Source organism: Curtobacterium sp. MCPF17_002, from assembly GCF_003234115.2.
In the GTDB taxonomy this organism is placed as follows: domain Bacteria; phylum Actinomycetota; class Actinomycetes; order Actinomycetales; family Microbacteriaceae; genus Curtobacterium.
On the sequence record NZ_CP126251.1, the window covers coordinates 3,663,169 to 3,689,972 of the forward strand.

30 protein-coding genes are annotated in these 26,804 nt (G+C 71.7%); 7 read left to right on the top strand and 23 right to left on the bottom strand.

Annotated features, from left to right (window positions below; all coding sequences use genetic code 11):
* Positions 1 to 23: 23 nt before the first annotated feature.
* Both DEJ28_RS17165 and DEJ28_RS17170 read right to left on the bottom strand, forming a co-directional pair.
* Positions 24 to 521, bottom strand: a complete 498-nt coding sequence (locus DEJ28_RS17165; RefSeq protein ID WP_111114406.1) for a hypothetical protein — start codon at positions 519 to 521, stop codon at positions 24 to 26.
* A gap of 119 nt (positions 522 to 640) precedes the next feature.
* Positions 641 to 1,684, bottom strand: a complete 1,044-nt coding sequence (locus DEJ28_RS17170) for an aldo/keto reductase (RefSeq protein ID WP_111114407.1) — start codon at positions 1,682 to 1,684, stop codon at positions 641 to 643.
* Positions 1,685 to 1,830: 146 nt separating this feature from the next.
* Between DEJ28_RS17170 and DEJ28_RS17175 the strand changes: the two genes are divergently transcribed.
* Entirely contained in the window at positions 1,831 to 2,376 is a 546-nt protein-coding gene (locus DEJ28_RS17175) for a TetR/AcrR family transcriptional regulator (RefSeq protein ID WP_258367894.1), read from the top strand.
* A 31-nt stretch (positions 2,377 to 2,407) separates the two neighbouring features.
* On the opposite strand, the gene DEJ28_RS17180 is transcribed toward DEJ28_RS17175, so the two are convergent.
* Positions 2,408 to 3,316 carry a LysR family transcriptional regulator ArgP gene (locus tag DEJ28_RS17180; RefSeq protein ID WP_111114409.1) on the bottom strand — a complete coding sequence of 303 codons (909 nt, stop codon included), beginning with the start codon at positions 3,314 to 3,316 and terminating at the stop codon, positions 2,408 to 2,410.
* Positions 3,317 to 3,385: 69 nt separating this feature from the next.
* Between DEJ28_RS17180 and DEJ28_RS17185 the strand changes: the two genes are divergently transcribed.
* Positions 3,386 to 4,222, top strand: coding sequence for a LysE/ArgO family amino acid transporter (locus DEJ28_RS17185; RefSeq protein WP_111114410.1), 837 nt, complete (start codon positions 3,386 to 3,388; stop codon positions 4,220 to 4,222).
* Between the two features lie 33 nt (positions 4,223 to 4,255).
* Here the strand turns inward: DEJ28_RS17185 and DEJ28_RS17190 are convergent, their stop codons facing one another.
* The 7 genes from DEJ28_RS17190 to DEJ28_RS17220 form a co-directional block, all read right to left on the bottom strand.
* A complete protein-coding gene (locus DEJ28_RS17190) occupies positions 4,256 to 5,731 on the bottom strand; it encodes an APC family permease (protein WP_111114411.1) in 1,476 nt (491 codons plus the stop codon).
* Between the two features lie 130 nt (positions 5,732 to 5,861).
* Complete coding sequence (locus DEJ28_RS17195; protein ID WP_111114412.1) at positions 5,862 to 6,743, bottom strand: hypothetical protein; 882 nt, start codon at positions 6,741 to 6,743, stop codon at positions 5,862 to 5,864.
* Positions 6,744 to 6,764: 21 nt separating this feature from the next.
* A complete protein-coding gene (locus DEJ28_RS17200) occupies positions 6,765 to 7,583 on the bottom strand; it encodes an alpha/beta fold hydrolase (RefSeq protein WP_181433605.1) in 819 nt (272 codons plus the stop codon).
* A gap of 174 nt (positions 7,584 to 7,757) precedes the next feature.
* Entirely contained in the window at positions 7,758 to 8,018 is a 261-nt protein-coding gene (locus DEJ28_RS17205) for a type II toxin-antitoxin system RelE family toxin (RefSeq protein ID WP_111114414.1), read from the bottom strand.
* Positions 8,015 to 8,275, bottom strand: a complete 261-nt coding sequence (locus DEJ28_RS17210; RefSeq protein WP_258367898.1) for a type II toxin-antitoxin system Phd/YefM family antitoxin — start codon at positions 8,273 to 8,275, stop codon at positions 8,015 to 8,017. Before DEJ28_RS17210 ends, DEJ28_RS17205 begins: the two co-directional genes overlap by 4 nt.
* Positions 8,276 to 8,317: 42 nt before the next feature.
* Positions 8,318 to 8,830, bottom strand: coding sequence for a methylated-DNA--[protein]-cysteine S-methyltransferase (locus DEJ28_RS17215; RefSeq protein ID WP_111114416.1), 513 nt, complete (start codon positions 8,828 to 8,830; stop codon positions 8,318 to 8,320).
* Positions 8,827 to 10,461, bottom strand: a complete 1,635-nt coding sequence (locus DEJ28_RS17220; RefSeq protein ID WP_111114417.1) for a DNA-3-methyladenine glycosylase 2 family protein — start codon at positions 10,459 to 10,461, stop codon at positions 8,827 to 8,829. The genes DEJ28_RS17215 and DEJ28_RS17220 overlap by 4 nt, the downstream gene beginning before the upstream one ends.
* A 129-nt stretch (positions 10,462 to 10,590) precedes the next feature.
* Here DEJ28_RS17220 and DEJ28_RS17225 point away from each other — a divergent pair, with 129 nt between their 5' ends.
* The gene (locus DEJ28_RS17225) at positions 10,591 to 11,166 is read left to right on the top strand and encodes an MOSC domain-containing protein (RefSeq protein ID WP_258367899.1); all 576 of its coding nucleotides are present in this window, start codon (positions 10,591 to 10,593) and stop codon (positions 11,164 to 11,166) included.
* Here DEJ28_RS17225 and DEJ28_RS17230 read toward each other — a convergent pair.
* The 5 genes from DEJ28_RS17230 to folE form a co-directional block, all read right to left on the bottom strand.
* On the bottom strand, positions 11,163 to 11,705 hold the full coding sequence (locus DEJ28_RS17230; RefSeq protein ID WP_111114418.1) for a type 1 glutamine amidotransferase domain-containing protein: 543 nt from the start codon (positions 11,703 to 11,705) through the stop codon (positions 11,163 to 11,165). The genes DEJ28_RS17225 and DEJ28_RS17230 overlap by 4 nt on opposite strands.
* 81 nt (positions 11,706 to 11,786) lie before the next feature.
* A complete protein-coding gene (locus tag DEJ28_RS17235) occupies positions 11,787 to 12,440 on the bottom strand; it encodes an HAD-IA family hydrolase (protein ID WP_111114419.1) in 654 nt (217 codons plus the stop codon).
* Positions 12,441 to 12,450: 10 nt separating this feature from the next.
* Entirely contained in the window at positions 12,451 to 13,242 is a 792-nt protein-coding gene (locus tag DEJ28_RS17240) for a dihydrofolate reductase family protein (protein WP_258367900.1), read from the bottom strand.
* Positions 13,239 to 14,174 carry a dihydropteroate synthase gene (gene folP, locus DEJ28_RS17245; RefSeq protein WP_111114420.1) on the bottom strand — a complete coding sequence of 312 codons (936 nt, stop codon included), beginning with the start codon at positions 14,172 to 14,174 and terminating at the stop codon, positions 13,239 to 13,241. The genes DEJ28_RS17240 and folP overlap by 4 nt, the downstream gene beginning before the upstream one ends.
* Positions 14,171 to 14,812: a GTP cyclohydrolase I gene (gene folE, locus DEJ28_RS17250; RefSeq protein WP_111114421.1), complete on the bottom strand. Its 642-nt coding sequence runs from the start codon at positions 14,810 to 14,812 to the stop codon at positions 14,171 to 14,173. The genes folP and folE overlap by 4 nt, the downstream gene beginning before the upstream one ends.
* 157 nt (positions 14,813 to 14,969) lie before the next feature.
* Here folE and DEJ28_RS17255 point away from each other — a divergent pair, with 157 nt between their 5' ends.
* Positions 14,970 to 16,442 (top strand): NCS2 family permease, encoded by a 1,473-nt coding sequence (locus DEJ28_RS17255; protein WP_111114422.1) that lies wholly within the window; start codon positions 14,970 to 14,972, stop codon positions 16,440 to 16,442.
* A 213-nt stretch (positions 16,443 to 16,655) separates the two neighbouring features.
* Here DEJ28_RS17255 and DEJ28_RS17260 read toward each other — a convergent pair whose 3' ends face one another.
* Positions 16,656 to 17,111 carry a hypothetical protein gene (locus DEJ28_RS17260; RefSeq protein WP_111114423.1) on the bottom strand — a complete coding sequence of 152 codons (456 nt, stop codon included), beginning with the start codon at positions 17,109 to 17,111 and terminating at the stop codon, positions 16,656 to 16,658.
* A gap of 202 nt (positions 17,112 to 17,313) precedes the next feature.
* Entirely contained in the window at positions 17,314 to 17,778 is a 465-nt protein-coding gene (locus tag DEJ28_RS17265) for a prevent-host-death protein (RefSeq protein ID WP_111114424.1), read from the bottom strand.
* Positions 17,779 to 17,864: 86 nt separating this feature from the next.
* Between DEJ28_RS17265 and DEJ28_RS17270 the strand changes: the two genes are divergently transcribed.
* Together DEJ28_RS17270 and DEJ28_RS17275 are read left to right on the top strand one after the other, a co-directional pair.
* Positions 17,865 to 18,383, top strand: coding sequence for a DUF1697 domain-containing protein (locus DEJ28_RS17270; protein WP_111114425.1), 519 nt, complete (start codon positions 17,865 to 17,867; stop codon positions 18,381 to 18,383).
* The gene (locus DEJ28_RS17275) at positions 18,380 to 18,766 is read left to right on the top strand and encodes a VOC family protein (protein ID WP_111114426.1); all 387 of its coding nucleotides are present in this window, start codon (positions 18,380 to 18,382) and stop codon (positions 18,764 to 18,766) included. Before DEJ28_RS17270 ends, DEJ28_RS17275 begins: the two co-directional genes overlap by 4 nt.
* Positions 18,767 to 18,774: 8 nt before the next feature.
* On the opposite strand, the gene budC is transcribed toward DEJ28_RS17275, so the two are convergent.
* The 3 genes from budC to DEJ28_RS17290 form a co-directional block, all read right to left on the bottom strand.
* Positions 18,775 to 19,542 carry a meso-2,3-butanediol dehydrogenase gene (budC, locus tag DEJ28_RS17280; RefSeq protein WP_111114427.1) on the bottom strand — a complete coding sequence of 256 codons (768 nt, stop codon included), beginning with the start codon at positions 19,540 to 19,542 and terminating at the stop codon, positions 18,775 to 18,777.
* A 196-nt stretch (positions 19,543 to 19,738) separates the two neighbouring features.
* Positions 19,739 to 22,249, bottom strand: coding sequence for a glycoside hydrolase family 65 protein (locus DEJ28_RS17285; protein ID WP_111114428.1), 2,511 nt, complete (start codon positions 22,247 to 22,249; stop codon positions 19,739 to 19,741).
* Between the two features lie 100 nt (positions 22,250 to 22,349).
* The gene (locus DEJ28_RS17290; RefSeq protein ID WP_111114429.1) at positions 22,350 to 23,117 is read right to left on the bottom strand and encodes an HAD family hydrolase; all 768 of its coding nucleotides are present in this window, start codon (positions 23,115 to 23,117) and stop codon (positions 22,350 to 22,352) included.
* 200 nt (positions 23,118 to 23,317) lie between these two features.
* Here DEJ28_RS17290 and DEJ28_RS17295 point away from each other — a divergent pair, with 200 nt between their 5' ends.
* Positions 23,318 to 24,676, top strand: a complete 1,359-nt coding sequence (locus DEJ28_RS17295) for an APC family permease (protein ID WP_111114430.1) — start codon at positions 23,318 to 23,320, stop codon at positions 24,674 to 24,676.
* Positions 24,677 to 24,775: 99 nt separating this feature from the next.
* Here the strand turns inward: DEJ28_RS17295 and DEJ28_RS17300 are convergent, their stop codons facing one another.
* The 3 genes from DEJ28_RS17300 to hxlA all read right to left on the bottom strand — a co-directional run bounded on the left by DEJ28_RS17300 (position 24,776) and on the right by hxlA (position 26,797).
* On the bottom strand, positions 24,776 to 25,498 hold the full coding sequence (locus tag DEJ28_RS17300) for an alpha/beta hydrolase (RefSeq protein ID WP_181433606.1): 723 nt from the start codon (positions 25,496 to 25,498) through the stop codon (positions 24,776 to 24,778).
* The gene (locus tag DEJ28_RS17305; protein ID WP_111114431.1) at positions 25,495 to 26,043 is read right to left on the bottom strand and encodes a GNAT family N-acetyltransferase; all 549 of its coding nucleotides are present in this window, start codon (positions 26,041 to 26,043) and stop codon (positions 25,495 to 25,497) included. The genes DEJ28_RS17300 and DEJ28_RS17305 overlap by 4 nt, the downstream gene beginning before the upstream one ends.
* 115 nt (positions 26,044 to 26,158) lie before the next feature.
* Positions 26,159 to 26,797: a 3-hexulose-6-phosphate synthase gene (gene hxlA, locus DEJ28_RS17310; protein ID WP_111114432.1), complete on the bottom strand. Its 639-nt coding sequence runs from the start codon at positions 26,795 to 26,797 to the stop codon at positions 26,159 to 26,161.
* Positions 26,798 to 26,804 lie beyond the last annotated feature (7 nt).

Consider the following 26,804-nt stretch of genomic DNA (forward strand, 5'->3'; position numbering starts at 1 on the left):
GGGGCGGGCGCTGGGCGCCGGCCTCAGCGATCGGAGGCGTTGATCACGCAGCTCTTCACCTGCCGCGCGAGCTTCGAGTCCGCGCTGAACGAACTCGGGGCCGGCGAGGCCGAGCTGGACTCGTCCGCCGTCGCGTCCTTCGCGGGCTGGTTCACCGCGTAGAGCGGGCCGTCGAAGTCGTCCGCGGTGGGGTCGTCGGTGGTCGCCCAGACCGTGACCTCGTCGTCGTTCGGGTCGTTGCTGTCCGCCGGCACGATCGTCGCGCCGAGGTACCAGCCGCCGTCACCCTTCTGGATGTTCGCGAACTCGGCGGTGTCGTGGCGCCCGACGGCCTTGTCGATCAAGTCGACCGCGGCACTCGAGGCGACGTCGCACTGCGCGGACTGCGACTTCTCCTCCGAGCCGGGGACCTTGCCGACCGGGTTGATGTTCTGTGCCCCGCCGGGGTCGCAGGCGGTGAGCAGCAGGGCGATGGTGGCGGCGCCGAGCAGCGCCGTGGCGGTCTTCGCTCGCGTGGACATGACCGGGACGGTAGGCGACGGCCGGTGTGCGCCGTCCCAGACGATCCGGGGGGCGCGGCACCGCGGACGTCGCGGCGCCACGGCTCCCCAGGCTGGTGGCACGACCGGCCGCAGCGCCGTCAGCTGGCGGCCCGGGCGGCGCGAGCCCTGACTGGACGGCGTCGCAGCGCGGCGTCGAGGACGGCCGGCGGGTTGTACTGCTGGTCGAGCCGACCGACGTCGGTCCCCGGCGGGACGATCTGGTCGATCCGGTCGAGCACCTCGTCGGAGAGGACCACGTCGGCCCCCTCGAGCAGGTCGTCGAGCTGCTCCATCGACCGCGGTCCGATGAGCGCGCTCGTGACACCGGGATGGGCGATCGCGAAGGCCATCGCGAGGTGGGTCATCCGGATGCCGGTCTCCTCGGACAGCTGGACGACCTGTTCGACGGCGTCGATGCGGCGCTCGTCCTGGTTGTGCCGGAACATCCCGACGCGGGCGAGGTCACTCTGCTGCCCCTTCCGGAACCGGCCGGTGAGCATGCCACCGGCGAGGGGGCTCCAGACGAGGGCACCCATGCCGTAGCGCTGCACGACCGGCAGGACCTCCCGCTCGATGCCGCGGTTGAGGATCGAGTACGTCGGCTGCTCCGTCCGGAAGCGCTCGAGGCCCCGGCGTTCGGCCGTCCACTGCGCCTCGACCTGCATCGACGCGGGGAAGTCCGAGCTGCCGATCGCCCGCACCTTGCCGCTGCGGACCAGGTCGGTGAGCGCCGAGAGCGTCTCCTCGAGGTCGACGGTGTCGTCGGGGCGGTGTGCCTGGTACAGGTCGATGTGGTCGGTCTGCAGGCGCCGGAGGGAGTCCTCGACGGCGGTCGTGATCCAGCGTCGGGAGTTGCCGCGGCGGTTCGGGTCGTCGCCCATCGGCCCGTTGAACTTCGTGGCGATGACGACGTCGTCCCGGCGGCCCTTGAGCGCCTTGCCGACGAGGGTCTCGGACCCGCCCTGCGAGTAGCGGTCGGCGGTGTCGATGACGTTGATGCCGGCGTCGAGAGCGCGGTGCACGATGCGGATCGAGTCCTGCTCGTCGCCGTTGCCGATGCTGCCGTCGGTGCCGAGCATCATGGCGCCGAGGGCGAACGGGCTGACCTGGATGCCGGTCCGGCCGAGGGTGCGGTACTGCATGGGAGTGCCTCCTGTCGATGGCGTGCTGCGCTCCGGTGCCGTATCGTGGTCCGAAGTGGAACGCTCTTCCGGAAGCATACGGAACGGCTTTCCGTTTCCGCAACCCCGGATCGGCGCGCTGCGCTCATCCCGAACCAGGAGGCCCCGTGCGCGCCGACGCCCGCCGCAACCTCGACTCCCTCACCGACGCCGCGAAGTCGGTCTTCGCGACCGAGGGCGTCGACGCTCCCGCCAAGGTCATCGCCGACCGGGCAGGCGTCGGCGTCGGCACGCTCTACCGGCACTTCCCCCAGCGTTCGGACCTGGTCGTCGCGGTGTTCCGGAACGCGGTCGAGGCCTGCGCCGACGCCGCGGACGAACTCGCTGCCGCCCATGCCCCGGACGAGGCCCTCGCGCGCTGGCTGCAGCGGTTCACCGAGTTCGTCGCGACGAAGCGCGGGCTGGCAGCTGCGCTGCACTCCGGCGACCCGGCGTTCGAGGCACTGCCCGCCTACTTCCTCGATCGGCTCGGCGGAGCCCTCGGCGGTCTGCTCGACGCCGCCGACGCCGCCGGCACGATCCGGCCCGACGTCGACGCCCAGCAGCTGTTGCACGCGGTCGCGGACCTCTGCCACGGGGCACCGACGCCGGAGCAGAGTCAGCTCATGGTCGGCCTGCTCGTCGACGGGCTCCGGTACCGCGCGACGGTCTGACTCCCGAGACCCGGGTCGCCTCGTGGACGACTCAGCGCGCCGGGTGGAGGCGCTCCGCCGCGACGGCACGGACCGCCTCCGTCACCCGCTCGAGCAGCGGCGACGCCAGGTTCCACCGCTGCCACCACAACGCGACGTCGGCCCTGCGCCCCGGCGTGAGCTCGACGAGGTCAACCCGGTCGAGGGCATCGAGGCACTGCGCCTCCGGCAACATCCCCCACCCGAAGCCGAGCGAGACCGCCCGGGCGAAGTCGGCCGAGGTCGGGACGAAGTGCCGCGGGCCGGACGGAGCGTGCCCGAGCACCCGCCGGAGGTAGCCCTGCTGCAGGTCGTCGGCGCGGTCGTAGTCCACGAGCGGCACCCGGTCGAGCCGCCCCAGCATGCGACGCTCGGTGTCGGTGCCCGACAGGTACCGGTCGACGAACGCGGGGGACGCCACCGCCCGGTAGCGGTCGATGCCCAGGGGGACCGACGAGCAGCCCTGCACCGGATCTGCCTCGGCCGTGACGGCGCCCATCACCGTGCCGGCGCGGAGCAGCTCTGCAGTGCGGTCCTGGTCCTCGCGGTGCAGGTCGAACACCACCTCGGTGTCCGCGCGGACCCGGGCGAGCGCGTCGAGGAACCAGGTGCCGAGCGAGTCGGCGTTCACCGCGAGCGGGATGGACGGCACGACCGAGTCGCCGCCGCCGAGCGCCCGCGAAGTCTCCTCGTCCAACAGCTGCGCCTGACGGGCATGGCGGAGGAGCACCTCGCCGTCGGCCGTCGGACGGACCGGGGTCGTGCGCTGCAGCAGGACCCGCCCGACCTGTTGTTCCATCGACTTGATCCGCTGCGACACCGCGGACGGCGTGATCGCCAACGCCCGGGCGGCGGCGTCGAGCGTGCCGTGGTCGACCGCGGCGAGCAGGGTCTCGAGGTGTTCGCGCTGCAGACGAGCCATGCAGCTGAGCTTACGCGGCATCAGGAACGTGAGCTGTACTGAATCGACGGTCGACCGTACCGTCGGATCGTGACCGCGCTCCTCCCCCTGCTCTCCGGCCTCGGCACCGGGCTCGCCCTCATCGTCGCGATCGGCGTGCAGAACACCTACCTGCTCCGGCTCGCGGTGAGTGCGCGGCTCCGGGTGGTCGCGGTGGCGGTCGTGGTGTGCGCCGTCTCGGACGCGGTGCTCATCCTGGCGGGGGTGCTCGGTGTCGGCGTCGTGGTCGAGCGGTTCCCGGTGGCGCTCGTCGTCGTCCGGTTCGTCGGGGCGGCGTTCCTCGTGACGTACGGGGTGCTCGCCGCGCGTCGGGCACTCCGGCCCTCGGGTGACGCGATCCGGGTCGACGCGGAAGCCGCCGATGACGGGGTCGCCGTGGTCGCACCCCCTGGCGGACATCGCGCCCCTGCACACGCGGGCGCGACGTACGTGGCGGGGTGCGACGCGGAAAGCGCCCGCGACGCCTCAGGCGGGCGCGACGCCGCAGGCGACCCGACGGCGGTGGAGACGGCCACGCGGACGGGTGTGCCGGCGGGGCGGACCGGCACCGTGCCTCCAGGCCGGCAGCGCGACGTGACCATGGGCGCGGCGGTGGCCACCATGCTCGTCTTCACGTGGGCCAACCCGCACGTCTACCTCGACACCCTGGTGTTCCTCGGGTCGGTCGGGAACCAGCAGGGGATCGACGACCGCTGGTGGTGGACCGCCGGGGCGGTGGCGGCGAGCTGCCTGTGGTTCGGAGCGCTCGGGTTCGGTGGGCGGCTCCTCCGGCCGCTGTTCGAGAAGCCGTTGACGTGGCGGGTGTTCGACGGGCTCGTCGCCCTGGTGATGCTCGGCTTCGGCGCGGCGCTGGCCCTCGGCGCCTGACCGCGACCGACCGCGACCGACCGCGCCGCGGCCCTACTGCAGGCTCTTGCCCACCCGGCTGTTCCGGCGGCTGTACCCGAAGTAGATCGCGAAGCCGATCACGAGCCAGATGACGAACCGCAGCCAGGTCTCGACCTCGAGGTTCAGCATCAGCCAGAAGCACAGCACCGCCGAGACGATCGGCAGCACCGGCGACCACGGCACCCGGAAGGCCCGCGGGGCGTCGGGCCGTGAACGACGCAGCACGACGATGCCGATCGACACGAGGACGAACGCGGACAGGGTGCCGATGTTGATCATGCCCTCGAGCTTGTCGACCGCGGTGAACCCGGCGAGCAGGGCCACGACGACGCCGGCGACGACCTGCACCCGCACGGGGGTCTGTGTCTTCGGGTTCGTCTGGGAGAACCAGCGCGGCAGCAGGCCGTCGCGGCTCATCGAGAAGACGATGCGGGAGAGGCCGAGGAGCAGCACCATGACGACCGTGGTCAAGCCGATGAGGGAGCCGATCGCGATGATGCCCGCCGCCCACGGCAGACCGACGATGTCGAACGCCGACGCCAGGGACGGGGCCTTCTCCTCCGCGAGGCGCTGGTACGAGACCATGCCGGTGATGACGATGCTGACGCCGACGTAGAGCAGCGTGACGATGCCGAGACCGATGAAGATGCCCCGGGGCAGGGTCTTCTGCGGGTTCTCGGTCTCCTCCGCGCTGGTCGCGACGACGTCGAAGCCGATGAACGCGAAGAACACGAGCGACGCCGCGGCGAGCAGGCCGAACACGCCGTACTGCGCCGGCTCGGACCCCGTGAACCAGGACACGAGCGACTGGGTCCAGACGCTGCCCTCGGCACCCTTGGCCGGCTGGGCCGGGGGGATGAACGGCGAGAAGTTCGCGGCCTTGACGAAGAACGCCCCGGCGACGATGACGAAGACGACGATCGCTACCTTGATGATCGTGATCACGGCGGACACCCGCGACGACAGGCGCGTGCCGAACGCCAGCAGCACCGTGAAGATGCCGACGATGAGCACCGGGCCCCAGGTGAAACCGATCGGACCGAGCTGGATCGTGCTCGGCAGGCTCACGCCGAACACGTCGAACGCGGTGCTGAGGTAGATGCCCCAGTACTTCGCGATGACGGCGCTCGCGGTGAGGGTCTCGAGGATGAGGTCCCACCCGACGATCCAGGCGAGGAGCTCGCCCATCGTGGCGTAGGTGAACGTGTACGCGGAGCCGGCGACGGGGATCGTCGACGCGAACTCGGCGTAGCACATGATCGCCAGGCCGCAGGTGACGGCGGCGAGCAGGAACGAGACGATGACGCCCGGTCCGGCGAAGTTCGCGGCGGCGTTCGCACCGACCGAGAAGATGCCGGCGCCGACCGCGACCGCGATGCCCATCGCCGCGATGTCGAACGTCCGGAGCGACCGCTTGAGCGAGCGCCCCTTCTCCTCGGAGTCGGCCAGTGAGGCCTCGATGGACTTGATGCGGAGCTTCGGTGCCATGGGGTGGTTCCCGTCATCGGCTGGCGGCGGACCACGCGAGGTTACTGGTGTCCCACCCCGGCACGCAAACAGTCTGGATGGACGGCGCACGGGCGCGCAGGTCGCCGACGGCCTGGAGGCGCGGGTCGCCTCAGGCGGACCGGCGCCAGTCCGACAGGAACCGTGCTCCGGCATCGTCGTGGATCACGCCGTCGGGTGCGGTGAGCACCGGGTACGGCGTCGCCGGGACCCCGTCGGCGGGCCGGACGTCGACGTGCGCCACGTCGTGCCCGTGCGCGTGCAGCCAGTCCGCCATCGCGTAGTCGCTCCGGGAGTCGCCCATCGTCCGCCATGTCAACGGCAGCTCGCCGTCGAGCGCGAGGAGCTCGAGGGAACGCTCGGCGCCGAGGTCCTTGCCGCTCCGGTCCGACTCCACGTCGGTGGAGATGATCGTCGGGTCGATCCGCCACGCGACCGCACCGTCGGCGTCGGGACGGACGTCGTCGAGACGTCGGACGCCGAGGCCGCGGCGCTCGAGTGCGGCCATCGCCTTCGCGTCGAACTCCGGCTGCCGGGCGAGGTACGTCGCGTTCGGCACCTCGACGCGCTGCTCGATCGACACCATGGCGCGCTTGGTCTCGTCGAAGAACACCAGGTCGGCGTACTCGTCGCGGACCAGGTCGCGCATCTCGTCCGCGTAGTCACGGGGCAGCGCGAGGTCCTCGGCGACGGTGAGCTCGCCCATGCCGCCCTCGTACTGCGGGCCGATCGAGCACCAGACCGCACCCTTCTCGCACACGGCGTGCACCCGACCGCCGGCGGCGAGACCGCCGGCGAGGAGCGGGCCCACGACCTCGTTCCGGATGAAGGCGTCACTGCGCCCGGTGTTGAACACGACGGGGATGCCCTCGGCGGCGAGGGCCACGAGGTCCTCGATGATGCTCGGGATCGCGATGGTGCGCGAGACGGGGCTGGCGATGGGTCCGTCGACGTCCAGGAGGAGTCCGAGGCGAGGTGCGTTCACGCCGACCATCCTCGCAGGAGAACCGTCCGCTCAGCCGCGTGCGGCGGCCCGGGCGGTGACGCGGTCGAGCACCTGCCCGATCGCCTCGGGGTCGGGGACGTGCCCCTGCCCGGGCAGTTCGGTGTACTCGGACCCCGGGACGGCCTCGACGACCGCACGGGCCGCCTGCCGCATCCACTCCAGACCGGTGCCGCCGGCGGCGACGAGCACGGGGACCCCGATCGCGGCGGCCACACGATCGGGGACCGCCAGCAGGTTGAGCATGCGGACGTCGCGGCTGAGCACGTGCGCGTCGACCACCAGGGACCGCCAGAGCGCGCCCTTCAGCCGGAGTGCCGTGATCTGCCCCATCGGCAAGCCGAGCACGTGCGCGAGGAAGGCGCGCACCGCCTGGGCGCGACGGCCGGCGGCGACGTGCTCGTCGAGGATGTCGGCGAACACGACGTCGTCGGCGTGCGGGTCCACGGTGGCGCGGTAGGGCGGCTCGTAGAGGACCGCGGCGTCGATCGGCACGCCGGCCGCGAGACCGTGCAGCACGACCCCTGCCCCGACGCACACCCCGAGCGCGGTGACCGGACCCTCGACGTCGGCGACGACCGCGGCGAGGTCCTCGACCTCGCGCTCGATCGCCCACGGTTCGGTGTCGCCGCTCGCCCCACGGCCGCGTCGGTCGTACGTGATGACCCGGTACCGGCCGCTCAGGGCTCCGGCGTGTCCGGTCGGGAAGGGGGTCCCGTGGTGGTCGAAGGCGCCGGCGACGACGACGAGCGCGGGACCGGTTCCCACGTCGGACACGGCGATCACCGTTCCGTCCGCGGAGACGACCGTGCGGTCGACGTGCTGGTCCATGGGTTCCTCGGAGTCGGGGCGACCGCGCGGCATCGCAAGCTGCGTCGGGTCCTTCGGGAACGGTCCTGGCGGGTCGGTCTCCTGAGCATGACAGCCGGACGGGTCCGCGTCGACACCCGCAACCAGGGGGAGAACGGCGGCGCGGCCACCCGCCCCGTGACCCCCCGGCGACGCTCAGCGCTCTCGGTAGACCTCGCGCCGGTGTCCGGCGCGAACCACGACGACGACGAGTCGGCCGTCGTCGATCAGGTAGATGACCCGGTAGTCACCGACACGGACGCGCCACTCCGGGCTGTTCACGAGCTTCCGTGCCGCTGGTGGTCGCGGCTGCTCGGCGAGGATCGTCAGGACACCTTCGACGAGTCGTCGGGCGTGCGGCGGGAGCTTCCGGATGGCCCGGCCGGCACTCGGCTCGAACTCGATCTCGTAGGTCATCCCATCCCGAGTTCGCGCTTGAGGTCGTCCCACTTGATGTTCTCGCCGCCGAGCCGCTCGCTCTCGAGCCGGGACTCTTCGAGGGCCTGCAGGTCGTCCAGGTCCTCCGCCGCCTCGAGGAGACGATCGAGGACGTCGGCGTCCACCACTGCCGCGACCCGCTTGTTGCGGCGCGTGAGGTAGACGGGTTCGTGCCTGGCGTCATCGATGATCGACGCCAGGCGGCTGCGTGCTTCGGAGATCGACACTTCGCTCACCTGTACATTCTAGAGCGTTTTGTACAACTCGGCCGATACGGCTCAGACGAGTGCCGTCGTGCCGACCGACTCCCGCTCGAGGAGTGCCCGCTTCACGTCGAGCCCCCACGCGAAGCCGCCGAGCGTGCCGTCGGTGCGGAGGACCCGGTGACACGGCACGAACAGCGCCGGGGCGTTCCGGGCACACACGCTCGCCGCCGCCCGGACGGCGTCGGGCCGACCCATCGACGTCGCGAGCTCGGTGTAGGTGAGCACCGCCCCGGCCGGGATGAGCCGGAGCTGTCGCCACCCCTCGGTGAAGAGCTCGGTGCCGAACTGGCGGACGGGCACCTGCATGGCGTGCTCGACCTCGCCCGCGTAGAAGGCGTCCACGGCGTCGGCCGAGGCGACTCGTCCGTCGACGATGCGTTCAGGTCGGTGCTTGTCGGCGATCCGTCCGAGGATCTGCTCGACGGTGTCGGTCCAGCCCGAGGCGAGGACACGGCCCTCGGCGTCCTCGAGCACGGTGAAGGGTCCGTCTGGGGTGTCCAGGGTCTGGATGGTCGCGTCGGTCATCGTTCTTCCTTCCGGAGGTCTGTGGGGGCACTGGCGCCCGTCACGAGCGCGCCCGTCACGGGCGCACCCGTCACGAGCGCGCCCGCCGTGGCACCGGCCGCGATGGCGCGGTCGATGATCGGTCGCCAGCAGTGCATCGTCAGGTAGCTCCGCCAGGGGGCCACCTGCTCCGACCATAGGGAGAGCTCACGCACCGCACCGGGCAACCCGAGTTCCTGTGCACCGTTGCGGACGGCGAGGTCGCTGTGGAGGAAGAGGTCCGGGTGGTGCCGGACCCGGAGCGCGACGTAGTCGGCCGTCCACGGTCCGATGCCCTTCACGGCGAGGAGCCCCGCCCGTAGGTCGCCGAGGGACTGGCCGCCGTCGACGACGAGCGACCCGTCGGCGAGCGCCGCTGCCACCCGGGTGATCGTGTCGACGCGGGCGGCCGGCCCGCGCAGGACCTCGTGGCCGCGCTCGGCGATGGTCGCCGCGTCGGGGAACAGTCGTCCGCCGTCGACCAGGGCCGACGACACCGTCCGACCGAGGGCCGCGACGAGCCGGGTCTGCGCGGTGCGGGCCGCGGCGACCGACACCTGCTGGCCGATGAGCGTCCGGAACACGGTCTCGTGCGGGTCCACCGCGCCCGGCAGGCGGATGCCGGGCACCCGGGCGACGGCGTCGGACAGCGCGGGCACCGCCCCGAGGACGGCGTCGACGGCGACCGGGTCGGCGTCGAGGTCGAAGAAGGAGCGCACCCGTGCCACGAGCGTCGGCAGGTCGGACAGGTCCGTGACCCGCACCCGCAGGTCGATCCCCGTGCCCCGGCCGGCCACGCCGCCCGCCGGGCCCCGGCCGGCCACCCCTGGGGCGGAGGCCGATGCAGTGAAGTGCGCCGCGCCTCCAGGCAGGTCGAGCAACCGCCCGTAGGACGTGACCCGCCCCGCGGAGTCGAGCTGCACCTGCTCCAGCCCGGGCAGGGCGTGCAGCGCGTGCCAGTCGAGCAGACCCTGCACGTCGAACGGCGCTCGGGCCGGCAGGTGCACGTGCAGCGCGCCGTCGGCGACCGGACGGATGGTCCGTCGCGCGCGGAGCTCGGACGGCGTGACGGCGAAGACCTCGCGCACGGTGTCGTTGAACTGTCGGACGCTCGCGAACCCGGCGGCGAACGCGACGTCCGCGATCGGCAGGTCCGACGAGGTCAGCAGCGTCCGTGCGGTCTGCGCACGGTGCGCCCGGCTGAGCGCCTTCGGTCCGGCGCCGAGCTCGGTGGTCATGATGCGGTTCAGCTGCCGCTCCGAGTACCCGACCCGTTCGGCGAGTCCGGGGACGCCGTCGCGTTCGACGACGCCGTCGAGGACGAGGCGCATCGCGCGGCCGGCGACGTCCTCGCGGAGGTCCCACTCCGGGCTGCCGGGGGTCGCTTCGGGCAGGCAGCGCTTGCACGCGCGGAAGCCGGCGAGGTGCGCCGCGGCGCTCGTCCGGTAGAACGTGACGCCGCTCACGCGCGGCGTGCGCGCGGGGCAGCTCGGCCGGCAGTAGATGCCGGTGGAGTGCACGGCGGTGACGAACTGCCCGTCGAACCGCGCGTCGCGGGAGGCGACGGCGCGGTGGCGTTCGGCGTGCAGCGCGTCGGTTCCGGGGGTGGTCATGGGTCCAGCCTGACACGCGCCACCGACGCGTCACTGGCGGGAATCAGACAGCGCAGCAGACGGTGCGCCGGCTCGGCTCGGAGACACGGCTCGGAGCCACGGCCTGGAGGCACGGCTAGCGTGGGCCGGGTGACCTCCGTGGACGACGTGGCCGGTTCCGGCGACCTCCCCTACCGGACCGACGTCGAGATCGCGGTGCTGCTGGTGTCCCGGCGGCACCGGTACGCGGGACGGCCGGCGGACGGGGCGCTGCCCGCCGAGGGATCGGAGCTGCCGGACCGCGTCGAGCTGCGGGCGGGGCTCGGCATCGTCGGGGACCGGTACTTCGCGTCACGGGCGCACGTGCACGCGTCGGTGACGATCATCGGGCTGGAGTCGCTCGAGGCCGTCGGCGCGGAGCTCGGCGTGCCGGTGGACCCGGTCGCCACCCGGCGGAACGTCGTGCTGCGCGGTGCCGACGTCGAGGCGCTGCGGGGCGAACCGTTCTCGCTCGAGAGCGTCGGCTCGGGCGCTCCCGTGCTGTTCCGCGGCTACCGGCCGGCGAACCCGTGCGCCTGGATGGACCACGAGGTGGCACCGGGGGCGTTCCGGGCGATGCGCGGACGGGGCGGAGTGCGGTGCGACCCGGAGTCCGACGGTGTGCTCACCCTCGGCCCCGCAGTGCTCCGGACGGCCCGCCCCGTCGCGCTGCCCGCTGTCGACTAGGCCGTCAGGGCCTGCTCGATCGCATCGACGAACGCCGGCAGGTCGCCCGGGTTCCGCGAGGTGATGAAGCCCCCGTCGACCTGGACCTCCTGGTCGACCCACTCGGCTCCGGCGTTCCGCACGTCGGTCTGCAACGACGGGTAGGACGTGATCGTCTTCCCCGGCAGCACCCCGGCCTCGACGAGGGTCCACGGGCCGTGGCAGATCGCGGCGACGGGCTTGCCGGCGCCGGCGAAGGCCTGCACGAGGGCGACGGCCTGCTGGTCGGTGCGGAGGTTGTCGGCGTTGATCGTGCCGCCGGGCACCACGAGCGCGTCGAAGCCGCCGGCGTCGACGTCGCCGATCGTCGTGTCGGGGTCCACGGTCTTCCCGGGGTCCTTGTCGCCGACGAGGCTCTGGATCGCGTCGGTCTCCTGCGCCGCCACCGTCACCGTGGCGCCACGCTTCCGGAGCTGCTCGATCGGGACGACGATCTCGTCCTGCTCCACGCCGTAGTTCGTCGAGATGACGAGGACGTTCTTGCCGTCGAGGCTTGCCATGATCACTCCTTCCGCGGCCCGGGCGTTCCGGCCGCAGGGACCAGGCTCGTCGGGGGGCGCTGGACGCGTGTGCAGGCCGCGTCAGCCGCGGATGCGGAAGGCGGCGCCCTCGCGCTCGACCGTGATGCCGTCGTAGGTCGTGATCCGTGCGAGCCCGACCGTGACCTCGTCCTCGAGCGTGCCGACGACGACCGTGGTGGCCCCGGACGCGACGGCGGCCGCGAGCCCCGCGGGAGCGTCCTCGAACGCCACACAGTCGGCGGCGTCGACCCCGATCAGCGCTGCTCCGCGGAGGAAGCCGTCCGGGTGCGGCTTGCCGTGCTCGACGTCCTCCGAGGGCACGAACGCTGCGGGGACGGACAGTCCGGCACCCGCCATCCGGCTCGCGGCGAGGTCGCGCGGTGCACTCGTGACGAGCGCCACCGGGACACCGGCGTCGACGAGTCGATCCACGAAGGCAACGGCACCGGGGATCGCGGAGATTCCCTCGGTGCTCGCGCTCTCCTCGGCGACGAGGGACGCGGCGATCCGCAGCTGTTCGTCGAGGTCGAGGTCCGGCAGGAACCGCTGCACCGTGCTGATCGCCTGGCGGCCGTGGGAGAACGCGAGGATCTCGTCCGGGTCGATGCCGCGCGCGCGCCCGAACCGGGTCCAGGTGGCCTCGACCACCGCGGTCGAGTCGACGAGCGTCCCGTCCATGTCGAAGAGGACCCCGGACGCCACGATGTCGATCACGCTGGCGACCCTAGCGTGCCCGGATGTACCGGGTGAGCAGCACGTCGCCGTCGCCCCGTAACACGTGGGCCGGCCGCATCCGCCGGAGGTCGGGCGAGGACCCGCGCGTGATCCGGGGTCCGGTGCCGCCCTCGAGCGACGGGTCGATCGTGAGGGTCAGCTCGTCGACGAGGTCCGCCGCGATCAGGGCCCCGAGGAAGGACGGGCCGCCCTCGCAGTGGATCGTCTCCAGCCCGCGGGACACCAGGGCGTCACGGATGCGCAGCATGTCGACCGAGTCGTCGTCGTCCGAGCTGCAGGCCACCACGTCGGCCACCGCGGCGAGCGCCGAGGCCGAACCCGAACCCGACCCGGCCCCGCCGGAAGCTGCAGCAGCAGCAGCAGCGCCAGCAGCAGCCGCGGACGTCAGCACGAGCGGTCGCACCGGCGCCTCCGTGAACACCCGCGAACCCGGGTCGAGCGACAGCGACCCCGAGACGATCGCGAACACCGGGTGGTCGGGCTTCCCGTGCGCACGGCGCCAGGCGACGTCGTCGTCGTGCAGGACCATCGGCCCGTAGCCCTCGTCGCGCACGGTCCCAGCGGCGACGAGCACGACGTCCGCGACGCGGCGGAGGAGGTCGAACACCCGCAGGTCGTCGGCTCCCCCGAGCGACGCCGTGGTCCCCGCGGCCGAGGCCGAGCCGTCGAGCGTGGTGACGAAGTTGACGCGGAGCCAGGCTCCCGGCGGCACGTCCGCCGCGTACAGCGCGAGCAGGTCGTCGTCGGACAGGTCCGCGACCGAGGGCGGCAGGACGTTCACGTGTTGTGCCGCGCTTCCACCGGGTCGCGCCAGCCGAGCGTCGCCTCGACCATGCGCATGGCGTCGACGCTCTCCACGACGTCGTGCATCCGGACGATCCGGGCACCGAGCATCGCGCTCACGGTCGCCGCCGCGATCGAGCCGGCCAGCCGTTCGCCCCGGGGCCGTCCGAGCGACTCCCCCACGAAGTCCTTGTTCGACACCGCCGCGAGCACCGGGTACCCGAGCGCCACGACCTCGGGCAGCCGCCGGGTGAGCTCGAGGGTGTGCACCGTCGTCTTGTTGAGGTCGTGGCCCGGGTCGACGATGACCCGCCGGTCCGGGATCCCCGCGGCGAGCGCCCGGTCGACCCGGTCGCGCAGGAAGTCGACGACCTCGGTGGTGACGTCGGCGTACCGCGGGGGTGCCGGCAGCGGTCGTCGGGGTTCGGCGAGCGAGTGCGTGATGACGATCGTCGCCTCGGAGTCCGCGACGACCTCGACCATCCGCGGGTCGGACAGCCCGGTGGTGTCGTTGATCACGCTCGCGCCGGCCTCGATCGCGGCTGCCGCGACCTCGGGACGGAAGGTGTCGACGCTGATCGTCACGTCGGACTCCTCGGCGAGCTGCCGCACGACGGGGACGACGCGTTCGATCTCGTCGGAGGCCGGCAGCTCGGGCCCCGGGGCGAACTTCACGCCGCCGATGTCCACCCAGTCGGCACCCTGCTCGGCGGCACGCACGGCGGCCTCGACCGCGCGGTCGAGTGCGAAGGTCGCGCCGCGGTCGTGGAACGAGTCCGGGGTGCGGTTCACGATGGCCATCACCGCGATGCGGTGGTCGAAGTCGAACGTGCGTCGGCCGATGGTGCGGACCGGGTCGCGCAGGTCCGGCACCACCCAGCCGGGTGTCGTCGGGGCCTGGAGGCGGCGCTCCGCTCGTTCGGTCGTCATGCGTCCGCCTCGTGGTCGGCTCCGGCGGACGGGGCCGCGTCGGGTGCCGACCCGGCGCTGGCTGCGGCTGCGGCTCCTGCGCCGATGAGGGCGATCGCCTCGGCACGTCCGGCGGCGTCCGCCAGGGTGCCGGTCGCCGCCACGGTCACGGTCGTCGACGCCGTCTGCCGCTCACCGCGGGTCGTCACGCACTGGTGCTGCGCGTCGAGCACCACGAGGACACCGGCCGCTCCGAGCCCCTCGGCGATCGTCGCCGCGACCTGCTCCCCGAGCCGTTCCTGCAGCTGCGGACGCGATGCGACGGTGTCGAGCACCCGGGACAGGGTCCCGAGCCCGATCAACCGGTCGCCCGGGGCATACGCCATGTGCGCGACGCCGGTGAAGGGCAGCAGGTGGTGCTCGCACACCGACCGGAAGCGGACGTCGCGCACGATGACGAGCTGCCCGCGGTCGCCGTCCTCGGCGTGCACGGTGCCGGCGCGGGCGATCTCGACCGCGTCCGTGCCGATCCCGGCGAAGAACTCCGCGTACGCGTCGGCGACCCGGGAGGGGGTGCGCTCGAGTTCGGGCCGGTCCGGGTCCTCACCGATGCCCAGCAGGAGTTCGCGCACGGCGGCCTCGACGCGGGCACGGTCCATGCGTGACGTCACCCGACCATCCAACACCAGCCACGGCCCGCGAACGGGAGCGCGCACACGGCGTGATGTCCCCCGATCAGGCGAGTCGCGCCTCCAGGCCGACGCCTGCGGGACCGCTGTGACACGCCGGAAACCCAGCGTCCTTTAAACTTCATCGGTGAGCGCCCCGCAGACCGACACCACACCCCGGAACCGCTTCGCGACCGGCCTCGACCGTTTCTTCTCGATCACGCACCGCGGGTCGACGATTCCCCGCGAGGTCCGCGGTGGTCTCGTCTCCTTCGTGACGATGGCCTACATCGTCATCCTCAACCCGCTCATCCTCGGCGGGTTCAGCCAGGACCAGGCGCCGCAGGACGTCCTCGGCGGCTGGCTGCAGAACGCGCAGGTCGCCGCGGCCACCGGACTCGTCGCCGGTCTCATGACGATCGCGATGGGACTCATCGCGAACCTGCCGTTCGGCATCGCCGCGGGGCTCGGGATCAACTCGTTCCTCGCCGTGAGCGTCGTCCACCAGGTGACCTGGGCGGAGGCGATGGGCCTCGTCGTCATCAACGGCGTCGTGATCGTGATCCTCGCACTCACCGGCATCCGGACGATGATCTTCACCGCGGTGCCGCCGCAGCTCAAGGCCGCGATCACCGTCGGCATCGGTCTGTTCATCGCCTTCATCGGGCTCGTCGACTCCGGGTTCGTGCGCACCACGAAGAACGCCTCGCCGCCGCTGCAGCTCGGTGAGGACGGCTCCGTGTCGGCGCTCCCGACGATCGTGTTCCTCATCGGTCTCGTCATCATCGGCACGCTGATGGCCCGCAAGGTGAAGGGCGCGCTGCTCATCGGCATCGTCGCGACCACCATCATCGCGATCATCCTGCAGGCGATCTTCAAGGTGCCGACCTCGGTCGACTCCCCCACCGGCTGGAACCTCAACGCCCCCGGCCTGCCGAGTGCGCTGTTCGCCGTCCCCGACCTGTCGCTCGTCGGCCACGCCGACGTCTTCGGCGCCTTCACCCGCATCGGCCCGATCGCCGCGTCGATGCTCGTCTTCACGCTCGTCTTCACGAACTTCTTCGACGCCATGGGCACGATGACCGGTCTCGCCAAGGCCGCCGGCGTCGCGAACCCCGACGGCACCTTCCCGCGGCTGAAGTCGGCGCTCGTCGTCGAGGGTGCCGGCGCGATCGCCGGAGGTGGCGCCTCGGTCTCGTCGAACACCGTGTTCATCGACTCCGCCGCCGGCATCGGTGAAGGCGCCCGGACCGGCATGGCCTCGGTCGTCACCGGCCTGCTGTTCCTGGCGTCGATGTTCCTCACGCCGCTGACCCAGGTCGTCCCGCTCGAGGTCGCCGCCGCCGGACTCGTCGTCGTCGGTGCGCTCATGGTCGCGCAGGTGAAGGACATCGACTGGACCGACTTCGGCGCAGCGCTCCCCGCGTTCCTGACGATCGTGATCATGCCGCTGACCTACTCGATCGCGAACGGCATCGGGGCGGGCTTCATCAGCTGGGTGCTCATCAAGCTGCTGTCCGGCCGCGGGCGCCAGGTGTCGTGGCTGCTCTACGTGGTCGCCGCGGGCTTCCTGCTCTACTTCGCGCGCGGGCCGTTGGAGTCCGTGCTCGGCGTCGGCTGAGGCTTGCTCGGGCGGGGCGCGCTTCGGCTCGTCTCGGTTCGGCTCGGCTCGTCTCGGGCGGGCTCGTCTCGGTCCGGTTTGGCCCGGTCCGGTTCGGCCCGGCACAACCAAAGACGGCTCGCGCCACGGGATTCCGTGGCGCGAGCCGTCCTTGGTTGTGCGACGGCGGGCGCGCGGGGCCGCGGTCGGCCGCGTCGGCCGGGAGGCCCGTGGTCAGTCCGGCAGGTCGCTCGGCGTCGCCTCGTGGTGACGCCGACCCTCGGTGCGCCGGTCCTCCTTCATGCCCGCCTCGAACAGGTGCCGACGCCCCTGCACGAGTTCGTCGCGCGCGGTCCGCTCGAGCTCCTTCGCGAGGGCGTAGTACCCGTCGTCGTAGTCCTCGACGACCTGGAACGTCCACCGTCCGGCGATGACGTTCCGCCCGACCAGCTCGGTGTCGATCCGGTCGGCGAGCTCCGTGTGCCCCGCCTTCCGGAGCTGTTCGACGGCCTCGCCGAGGTTGAGGTCAGCGGTGCCGGTGAGCCGGTGGAACCCGTACAGCAGACCGCGGGCGTGCTCGATGACCTCGACGGCGGCCGACAGCGTGCCGAGGGCCTCGACGGTCGCCTCGGACACCCCCTCGGGCACCTGGTGCTGGTCGTCCGGTCCCTGGGCGTCGTCGTTCGTCATGCGTCCCGTCTACCGGATCGGCGCTGCTGCTGCTCCGAGGTGTGCGTCGGAGTGCGCTTCGCTGCGCGCTTCCCTGTGCGCTCGGAGTGCGCTTCGCACAACGCAAGTGCGTCTGAACCACGCGATCGTCCGGTTCGGAGTGACTTCGGTTGTGCGGCGTGCGCACGGGGCGCGCGACACCTGCGCGTCGCCCGGCCATCGATCAGGGCTTCTCGACGGGAGCAGGGTTCTCGAGCATGTCCGGCTCGGTCGAGTCCCACCCGGCGGCGATCGCTTCGGCGGAGTTCCGCCAGGCCTGCATCTCGAGCAGCAGGCGGCGAGGCTGCCGGAGTGAGAACGACCCACGCGCAACGTCGACGATCTCCTTCGCGAAGCGCTGCTGGTCCGCTCGGCTCAGGAGCTTCAGCCACGGGTACGGGATCGCGAGGCGATCGTGCAGCGGGAGCTGCTCGTTCACCGTCACCGCCGCGAGCAACTGTGCCGCGATCTCCAGCACCGCTTCGTCGTCGTCGGAGCGTTCCTTCGTCGTCAGGACCAGCGGTTTCCCATCCCGCCGCGTGACCTCGAGCGGCTCCTGCTCGGCAGCAGCGAAGACGTCCTTCGCATGGCGCGAGAGGTCCGAGGACTGCACGGAACGCCGTGAGCGGCACGGGGCGAGGAGCGTCATGGGTCGAGCGTATTCAGAACGTGTTTTGAACGCAAGAGGGGGACGGGAGGCGCGCCCCCTTCGGACGGGCGCGGTACGGTGCCGGAATGGCCAGGTGGGTCGCGCTGCTGCGCGGAGTGAACGTCAACGGGATCACCATCACGAGTGCGGCGCTCGCCTCGCTCTTCCGCGAACTCGGGTTCGGTGATGTCCGGACGGTGCTCGCGTCGGGGAACGTCGTGTTCACGGCGGACGGCGGCCCGTCGTCGGCCGTGAAGACGACGATCGAGTCGGCGCTCCGCGACCGGTTCGGCTACGACGCGTGGATCGTGCTCGTCCCGCACGACACCCTGTCGGAGATCCTCGACGGCTTCCCGTTCGACTCCGCCGAGGACCGCCACGACTACGTCCTCTTCGGCTCCGACGAGGACGCACTCGACGAGCTGCTCGCCGACCTCCAGCTCGACGAGTCCGTCGAACGGGTCGCCCGCGGCTCCGGGGTCGTCTACTGGTCGTGCCCGAAGGGCTCCAGCACGGACACGGTCTTCGCGAAGCGGGCCGGCGCCGCACGCTTCAAGCGGACGACGACGACCCGGAACGCGAACACGCTCCGGAAGCTCCTGTGACGCGGGGACGCGTCCACCACGTCGAACTCCGGACCGCCGACCTCGAGTCGGCCGGAACCGCCTGGGCATGGCTCCTCGGCGAGCTCGGCTACGAGCCGTTCCAGCAGTGGGACCACGGCCGGAGCTGGCGACTCGGCGACGGGTACATCGTGCTCGAGTCCGCCCCGCTCGACGGGGCGAACGACCGTCGACGGCCGGGGTTGAGCCACGTCGCCTTCCACGCCGGTGACCGCAGCGACGTCGCGCGGATGTGGGACGCGGCACCCGACCACGGCTGGGTCCGCCTGTACGAGGACCGGCACCCGAACGCCGGCGGACCCGACCACCACGCCGCGTTCCTGGAGGACGCCGAGCGCTTCAAGGTCGAGCTCGTCGCTGGCTGAACGGCACGTCAGGACTGCGGCGGCTGCCCGTTGCTCGCGGTCGTGCCGCCGTCGACGGGCAGGATCGCACCCGTGATGAACGACGCCGCGTCGCTCGCCAGGAAGAGCACCGCGGCAGCGACCTCCTCTGAACGGCCACCACGGCCGAGCGCGATCCGCTCGGCGAACTGCTCCCTGAGCTCGTCGTCCTCCGCCTGCTCCTGCGTGAGGTCGGTCCAGATGAGCCCCGGCGCGACCGCGTTCACCCGCACACCGAACTGTCCGTTGTCGAGCGCGGCGGCCTTCGTGAAGTTGGTCACGCCGCCCTTGGCCGCGTTGTACGGGCTCATCCGCCAGTCCGCGTCCTCGCCGGAGACCGACGAGGTGTTCACGATCGAGCCCTTCGTCTCACGGAGGAAGGGCAGCGCTGCACGGGTGCCGTAGAAGACTCCGGAGAGGTCGGTCTCGATCACCCGACGCCACTCGTCCGTGCTGATGTCCGTGATGTCGCCCGAGCTGAACGTGCCTGCGTTGTTCACGAGCACGTCGACGCGGTCGAACCGGTCCACCGCCGCGGAGACCACCGTCTCCCAGTCGTCGGGACTCGCGACGTCGGCCTGCAGCACCACCGTGCGGTCGGTCGGCAGGGAGTCCCCCACCGCGCGCACCTTCTCGTCCACGCTGTCCGTCAGCACGACGGATGCGCCCTCGTCGATGAACGCCCGCGCGGTGGCCTCGCCGATGCCGGACCCCGCTCCCGTGACGATCGCGACCTTGCCCTCGAACCGGTTGCCCATGATGTCTCCTCTCGTTGCACGGTCGTGCCCGGAGAGTCGCCATCGGCCCGAGAGGCACGGCGCACCACGGTGCCCGCACTCGGCTGGATGCGTTCGGAGGTGCACCACGCCGCACCCGCGGCGCACCCGCACCCGCACCCGCGACGCACCCGCGCCCGCAGCCGCAGCCGCAGCCGCAGCCGCAGCCGCGACGGTGTCAGGCTGTGGTGTCGTCGGCGTCGAGATCGCGGTCGAGGGAGATCGTCGGGATGGAGGCCGTGACCACCGACCCGTCCGCGCGGAGCGTGCCCTGGATGTCGCTCGTCGTCGGGGCGCGGCCGGTCATCCGCGGCCCGTGGTGCGGCAGCGGGACGACGGTCGGCTCGCCGACGGTGATGTCCCACTGCTGGTTGTGCACCCACACCGTGAAGCCGGAGCCGGTCTCGACCGTGAAGGTCATCTGCGTCTCCTCGACGTCGACGCGGACCCGGGAGCCGCGCACCGTCAGGCGGTAGGTCAGGCGCTCCCAGTCCTTCGGCAGGCGCGGGTTGAAGGTCATCCGACCGCCGTGGTCCCGCATGCCGCCGAACCCGTTGACGAGGCCGCCCCAGATGCCGCCCGTTGACGCGATGTGCACGCCGTCCGTGGTGTTGCCGTGCAGGTCCGCCAGGTCGACGTAGAGCGCCGTCTGGAAGTACTGCTGGGCGAGGTCGTGGTAGCCGACCTCGGCAGCCATGATCGACTGCACGACGGCGGAGAGCGTCGAGTCGCCGGTGGTGAGCGCGTCGTAGTAGTCGAAGTCGCGACGCTTCTCGGCAGCCGTGAACTCGTGCCCCTGCAGGAACAGCGCGAGCACGACGTCGGCCTGCTTGAGCACCTGGAACCGGTAGATGACCAGCGGGTGGTAGTGCAGGAGCAGTGGGCGCTTGCTCTCGGGCGTGTTTTCGAGGTCCCAGAGTTCCTTGTCGAGGAACTGCGCGTCCTGCGGGTGGATGCCGCGGTGCGGGTCGAACGGGATCTCCATCGACTCGGCCGCGTGCTCCCAGTCGGCGATCTCCTGCGCCTGCAGCCCGGTGCGCCGCACCATGCGGTCGTACTCCTCCGGGTCGTCGGCGGCGAGCTCGCGGCAGGCGTTCACCGCGAACCACAGGTTCGCCCGGGCCATCACGTTCGTGTAGAGGTTGTCGTCGACGACGGTCGTGTACTCGTCCGGACCGGTGACGCCGTCGATGTGGAACTTCTGGTCGCCGTTGGAGCGCCAGAACCCGAGGTCCTCCCACAGGCGGGCGGTCTCGACGAGGATGTCGATCGCACCGCGCTTGAGGAACTCGCGGTCGTCCGAGGCCCGGACGTACTGCATCAGCGCATGGGCGATGTCGGCGTCGATGTGGTACTGCGCCGTGCCCGCCGCGTAGTAGGCGCTGGACTCCTCGCCGTTGATGGTCCGCCACGGGAACAGTGCGCCGTGCTGGTTGAGCTCACGGGCGCGGGCACGGGCGGCGTCGAGCATGTTGTAGCGGAACCGCAGCGCGTTCCGGGCGACGATCGGCGCCGTGTACGACAGGAACGGCAGGACGTAGATCTCCATGTCCCAGAAGTAGTGCCCGCCGTAGCCCGAGCCGGTGACGCCCTTCGCCGCGATGCCGTGCCCGTCCGTGCGGGCGGTGGCCTGCGCGAGCATGAAGAGGTTCCAGCGCACCGCCTGCTGGAGCGCCGGCTGCCCGGCGATCTCGACGTCGCTGCGGGCCCAGAAGTCGTCCATCCACTCGGCCTGCCGCGCGAACACGGCGTCGACGGATTCTGCGCGGGACCGGTCGAGGGTGCGGTCGCAGCGGTCGGCCAGTTCACGCGCCGGCACCCCACGGGACGTGTGGTACACCACGTGCTTGGTCAGCCGGATCGGCTTGCCGGCACGGGCCTGCACCCGGTAGACGTGCTTCGCGAGGTCGTCCTCGATCGACGAGGACTCGTCCCAGCTGTTCTCGGTCTCGAGGTGGTGCTCGACCCCGACGCAGATCGTCATGCCGGAGCTCGCCGCCTGGTACCCGAGCAGGGAGCGACCGCCGGTGCTGCGCTTCAGCTTCGGCTCGAGCACGCGTTCGGTGAACGCCTCGGCCTTGCGCGGGTCGAAGGCGTTCGCGGCGGCGCGCATGCCGGCGTGGTACTCGTCCTGCACGTCCTGCCGGTTGAGGATCTGGCTGGACAGCAGGATCGAGGCGTCCGCGTCGAGCACGGTCACCTCGTAGTCGATGACGGCGAGGTGCCGGTCGGTGAAGGACACCAGTCGGCGTGCGCGGATGAGGACCCGCTTGCCCGAGGGCGTCGACCACTCGGTCTCGCGGAACAGGTACCCGCCGCGGAAGTCGAGCCGCCGGTGGTGCCGGAGGATGTCCGCCTCGGCCAGGACGAGCGGCTCGTCGTCGACGTACAGCCGGATGACCTTGGCGTCGGGCGCGTTGATGATCGTCTGGCCGGTCTTCGCGAACCCGAAGGCGTCCTCGGCGTGACGGATCGGCCACGTCTCGTGGAAGCCGTTGATGTACGTGCCGTACTGCACGCCGCCGCGGCCCTCGTCGAGGTTCCCGCGGAGGCCGAGGTACCCGTTGCCGACGGCGAAGTTCGTCTCCGCGACGCCCTGTTCGTCGGGCGAGTACTCGGTCTCGACGAGCGCCCACTCGTCGATGGGGTACCGGACGCGGTCGAGGGGGTCCGAGGTGAGGGGGTTCATGCTGCTCCGTGGGGAGGGAGGGAGGAAGTGGGGTGCGTGGGTGCGCGCGTTCGGGTGCGCGTGGTCGGCCTGGAGGCGCGGATCGCCTCGGCCGTGCGGCCTACGTCGCGCTGGTGGTCGGCCGGGGCAGCTCGCCGACCAGTTCGTCGAGGTCGCGCACGACGACGTCGGCGCCGTGCTCGCGCAGGGCATCGGCCCCGGCACCGCGGTCGACGCCGATGACGAGCCCGAAGGCGCCGTTCCGGCCCGCCGCGACCCCGCTCGTGGCGTCCTCGACCACGACGCACTCGGCCGGGGTGAGCCCGAACCGGCCGGCGGCGTCGAGGTAGGTGTCGGGTGCGGGCTTGCCGGCGAGACCGTCTTCACGCGCGACGAGACCGTCGACGACCACCGGGAAGCGCTCGAGGATGCCCGCCGTGCGCAGCACCTGGGTGGCGTTCGCGGAGCTGGAGACCACCGCGACGGACAGGCCGGCGTCGATCGCGGCGACGAGGAACCGGAGCGAGCCGGGGTACGGCTCCACGCCGTGCTCCGTCAGCTCCGCGGTGAACTCGGCGTTCTTCCGGTTGCCGAGTCCGCACACGGTGTCGGCGTCGGGCGGGTCGTCGGGGGTGCCCTGCGGCAGGTCGATGCCGCGGGACTCGAGCAGGGACCGCACGCCGTCGTAGCGCGGCTTGCCGTCGATGGAGGCGAAGTAGTCCTGCTCCGTGTACGGGGCGACGCCGTGCGCCGCCAGGTACGGCGTGAACAGCCGGCTCCACGCGCGCATGTGGACGTCGGCGGTCGGGGTGAGGACACCATCGAGGTCGAACAGGAGCGCTCGCTGGTCAGCGAGTCGCGCGGGGGTGCGCCGGTCCGGCGTGGTCATGTGCGGCCTTCCTAGGGCGGGCTTCGGCGTTCCTTCCGGACGAGTCTAGGACCGCTCCAGGAGCGGTGCTCAGGCACGCCGCGGCAGGTGTGGAAAGAGTTCACACGCACGTTCCCTGTGGAGGGGACAGCCTGCGAGCACCGGCCTGAGAGGGTTCTGAGGAAGGGTCGGACACCCTGGCCGGGACGGAAGGCACCACCATGACCAGCGACACCGTAGCCGCCGAGGGCCAGCGCACCGACGGCTCGAAGCTCAAGCAGGCGATCACCGGCCCGCTCCTCTACCTCTTCATCCTCGGCGACGTCCTCGGCGCCGGGATCTACGCCCTGATGGGCACCCTCTCGAAGGACGTCGGCGGCGCACTCTGGGCACCGCTCGTCCTCGCGCTCCTGTTGGCGCTGCTGACCGCCGGGTCCTACGCGGAACTCGTCACGAAGTACCCGAAGGCAGGCGGTGCCGCCGTGTTCGCGGAGCGGGCGTACAAGGCACCGATCGTGTCGTTCCTCGTCGGCTTCAGCATGCTGGCCGCAGGCGTCACGAGCGCCGCAGGGCTCTCGTTGGCCTTCGCGGGCGACTACCTCGGTACGTTCGTCGACCTGCCCCCGGTGCCCACCGCGATCGTCTTCCTCGCACTGATCGCGTGCCTCAACGCCCGCGGCATCTCGGACTCGCTCAAGAGCAACGTCGTGATGACGATCATCGAGGTCTCCGGTCTGGTGATCGTCATCGTGGTCGTCGCCGTCATGCTCGGCGGCGGAGGCGGCGACGTCTCCCGGATCGGAGCGTTCCCCGCCGAGGCGAACCCCGCCCTCGCGACCCTCAGCGCCGCCATCGTCGCCTACTACTCGTTCGTCGGGTTCGAGACGTCGGCGAACATCGCGGAGGAGGTCCGCGAACCCCGCCGGGTCTACCCGAAGGCCCTGTTCGGCGCCCTCGCCACCGCCGGCGTCGTGTACGTGCTGGTCGCCCTCGCGAGCTCGATCGCCCTGCCCGCCTCGGAGCTCTCCGAGTCGAGCGGCCCGCTCCTCGCCGTGGTCTCCGCGACCGGCGTCCCGATCCCGGACTGGGTGTTCAGCCTCATCGCCCTGGTCGCGGTGGCCAACGGCGCACTCCTGACGATGATCATGTCGAGCCGCGTGACGTACGGCATGGCCGAGCAGCGGCTCCTGCCCGCCGTCCTCAGCAAGGTCCTGCCGAACCGGAAGACCCCGTGGACGGCGATCATCGCGACGACCGTCGTCGCGATGCTCCTGACCCTGGTGGGCGACGTCGGGGTCCTCGCCGAGACCGTCGTGCTCCTGCTGCTGTTCGTGTTCATCAGCACGAACGTCGCCGTGCTCGTGCTGCGGAAGGACCGGGTCGAGCACGACCACTTCCGGGTCTGGACGTTCGTCCCGGTGCTCGGCGTCGCGTCCTGCATCCTGCTGCTCACGCAGCAGAGCGGGCAGGTCTGGCTCTACGCCGCCATCCTGCTGGCCGTGGGGGTCGTGCTGTACTTCGTCGCCCGGTTCACGGGACGCCGATCCGGGCACGACCACGAGGCGGGCGTCATCCGCTGACCGGACGCGAGTCGCGCCTCCAGGCCGTCACGTCGCGTGACCAAGCCGGCGATCCGACTGGAGGCGCGACCCGCCCCCGTCACGCGACCACACGTGATCTCAGCCCAGGCCGCGCACCCACTCGTCGACGGCGTCGCCGATCTGCTGACGGGCCTCGGACCGGCTGATGGTCGCCGTCCGGTCCCCCGGCTGGTCGCCGTAGGCCCCGAAGTCGGCGTGGTTCGCGCCCTCGATCTCGGTCATCGTCGCGGTCGTCGGCAGGAGGTGCCGGGCAGCCGCGACCTTGACCGGCGTCGAGAGGCCGTCCCGCGAACCCGACACGCTCAGCACGTCGATGTACGAGCGTCGGATGTCGTTCGCGCAGTAGCTGCCCAGCAGCAGGAGCCCGTCGGCGTCCTGCGCGAGCTGGCACGCTCGCACCCCGCCGAGCGAGTGCCCGCCGACCGCCCACGTGGCGACCGACGGGGCGTGCGCCTCGAAGGTCGACAGCCCACGCGTGTCGAAGAACGCGAGGTGCAGCGTCGGCTTCGTGATGACCACGGTCGTGCCGGACGCGACCACCTGCCGGAACGTCGCCATGTAGGCGTACGCATCGACCTTCGCACCCGGGATGAAGACGATGCCCTTGCCGTTCGCGGAGCCGGTCGGGGTCATCACCACGGAGTCCCCCGCGTCACGGACCGCCACCCGGTCGTCGCGCCAGACCTGCAGCGCTGCGCTCCGTGTGCCCTGCATGACGATGTTCGCCCACACGAGGAACACCACGGCGAGCAGCACGATCACGGCGACGACCCACGCGGTCCAGCGGAGTGCACGGTTCACGGTCGTCCTGCTTCCTGCGGCACGTCGGCCGTGCGTCCTGGGGTGAGGTCTCGGCGCATGACGACCTCGTGGCGACCGTCCGGCAGAGCGTCGCCGAGGGTGTCGGCCACGGTGAAGCCGGCGCGTTCGTAGGTGCGGCGGGCGTGGGCGTTGTCCGGCATCACGGAGAGCTCCAGGGCTGACGCTCCCGAAGCTGCGGCCCAGTCGGCGATCGCGGTGATGAGCGACCGTGCGATGCCCCGCCCCCGTGCTGCGGGGTCGACCCACATCGAGATGAGTTCGGCGTGGTCCCGCCCGTCGGGGTCCGGGCCGTCGGGGTTCGGCACGCCGGTGGCGAGTCCGACGGGCCGCGCGCCGTCCTCGTACGCCACCAGGTCGAGCGCTCCCGGGATCGACAACCGGGTCCGCCAGCGGTGCTCGGGCGCCTCGGCCCAGTCGGCGTGGGTCGACCCGAACGCGGTGGGTGCCTCGGCGAGTGCCGCGAGCCGCACGGCGCGCCAGGCTTCCCAGTCGTCCGCGGTCACGCGGCGCAGCTCGATCGTCACGTCTCGACGCTACCGCTCGTTCGTGGGGACGCCACCGTGCGTTCGTGAGCAGAAATGGTCGAGTGCCGCCAGGGCACCCGACCATTTCTGCTCACCAAGAGCGCGGCGCCCGGCCTCAGACCGCCGCAGGCTCCGTGATCGCAGCGCGCAGCTCGGCGGCCGCAGCGGCGACGTCGGACGCGCTGTAGATCGCACTGCCGGCCACGGCGACGATCGCACCGGAGGCCTGCACCGCCGCGATCGACGACGCCTTCACGCCACCCGCGATGGAGAACGGCACCCCGGAGGCCTTCCCGGCCTCGAGCAGCGTCTCGAACGTGAACCCGTCCTCCGCCTGCTCGTCGAGGCCGGCGTGCACCTCGACGAACACGGCGCCGAGGGCGACGACCTCGCGGGCACGGGCGGGCTTGTCGGCGACACCGATGAGGTCGACGACGACGCCCTTGCCGTGCTTCTCGGCGGCGGCGACGGCCCCGACGATGGTCGAGTCCCCGGCGACGCCGAGCACGGTCACCAGGTCGGCACCGGCGGCGAAGGCCATGTCGGCCTCGAGCTCGCCGGCGTCCATCGTCTTGAGGTCGGCGAACACCGTCTTGTCCGGGTGCGCCTCCTTGATGGCGGTGATCGCGGAGACGCCGGCGCTCTTGATGAGCGGGGTGCCGAGCTCGAGGACGTCGACGCTCGGTGCTGCCTGGGCGGCGAGTTCGAGGGCGGCTTCGGTGGTGAGGGTGTCGATGGCGAACTGCAGCTGCATGGTGTTC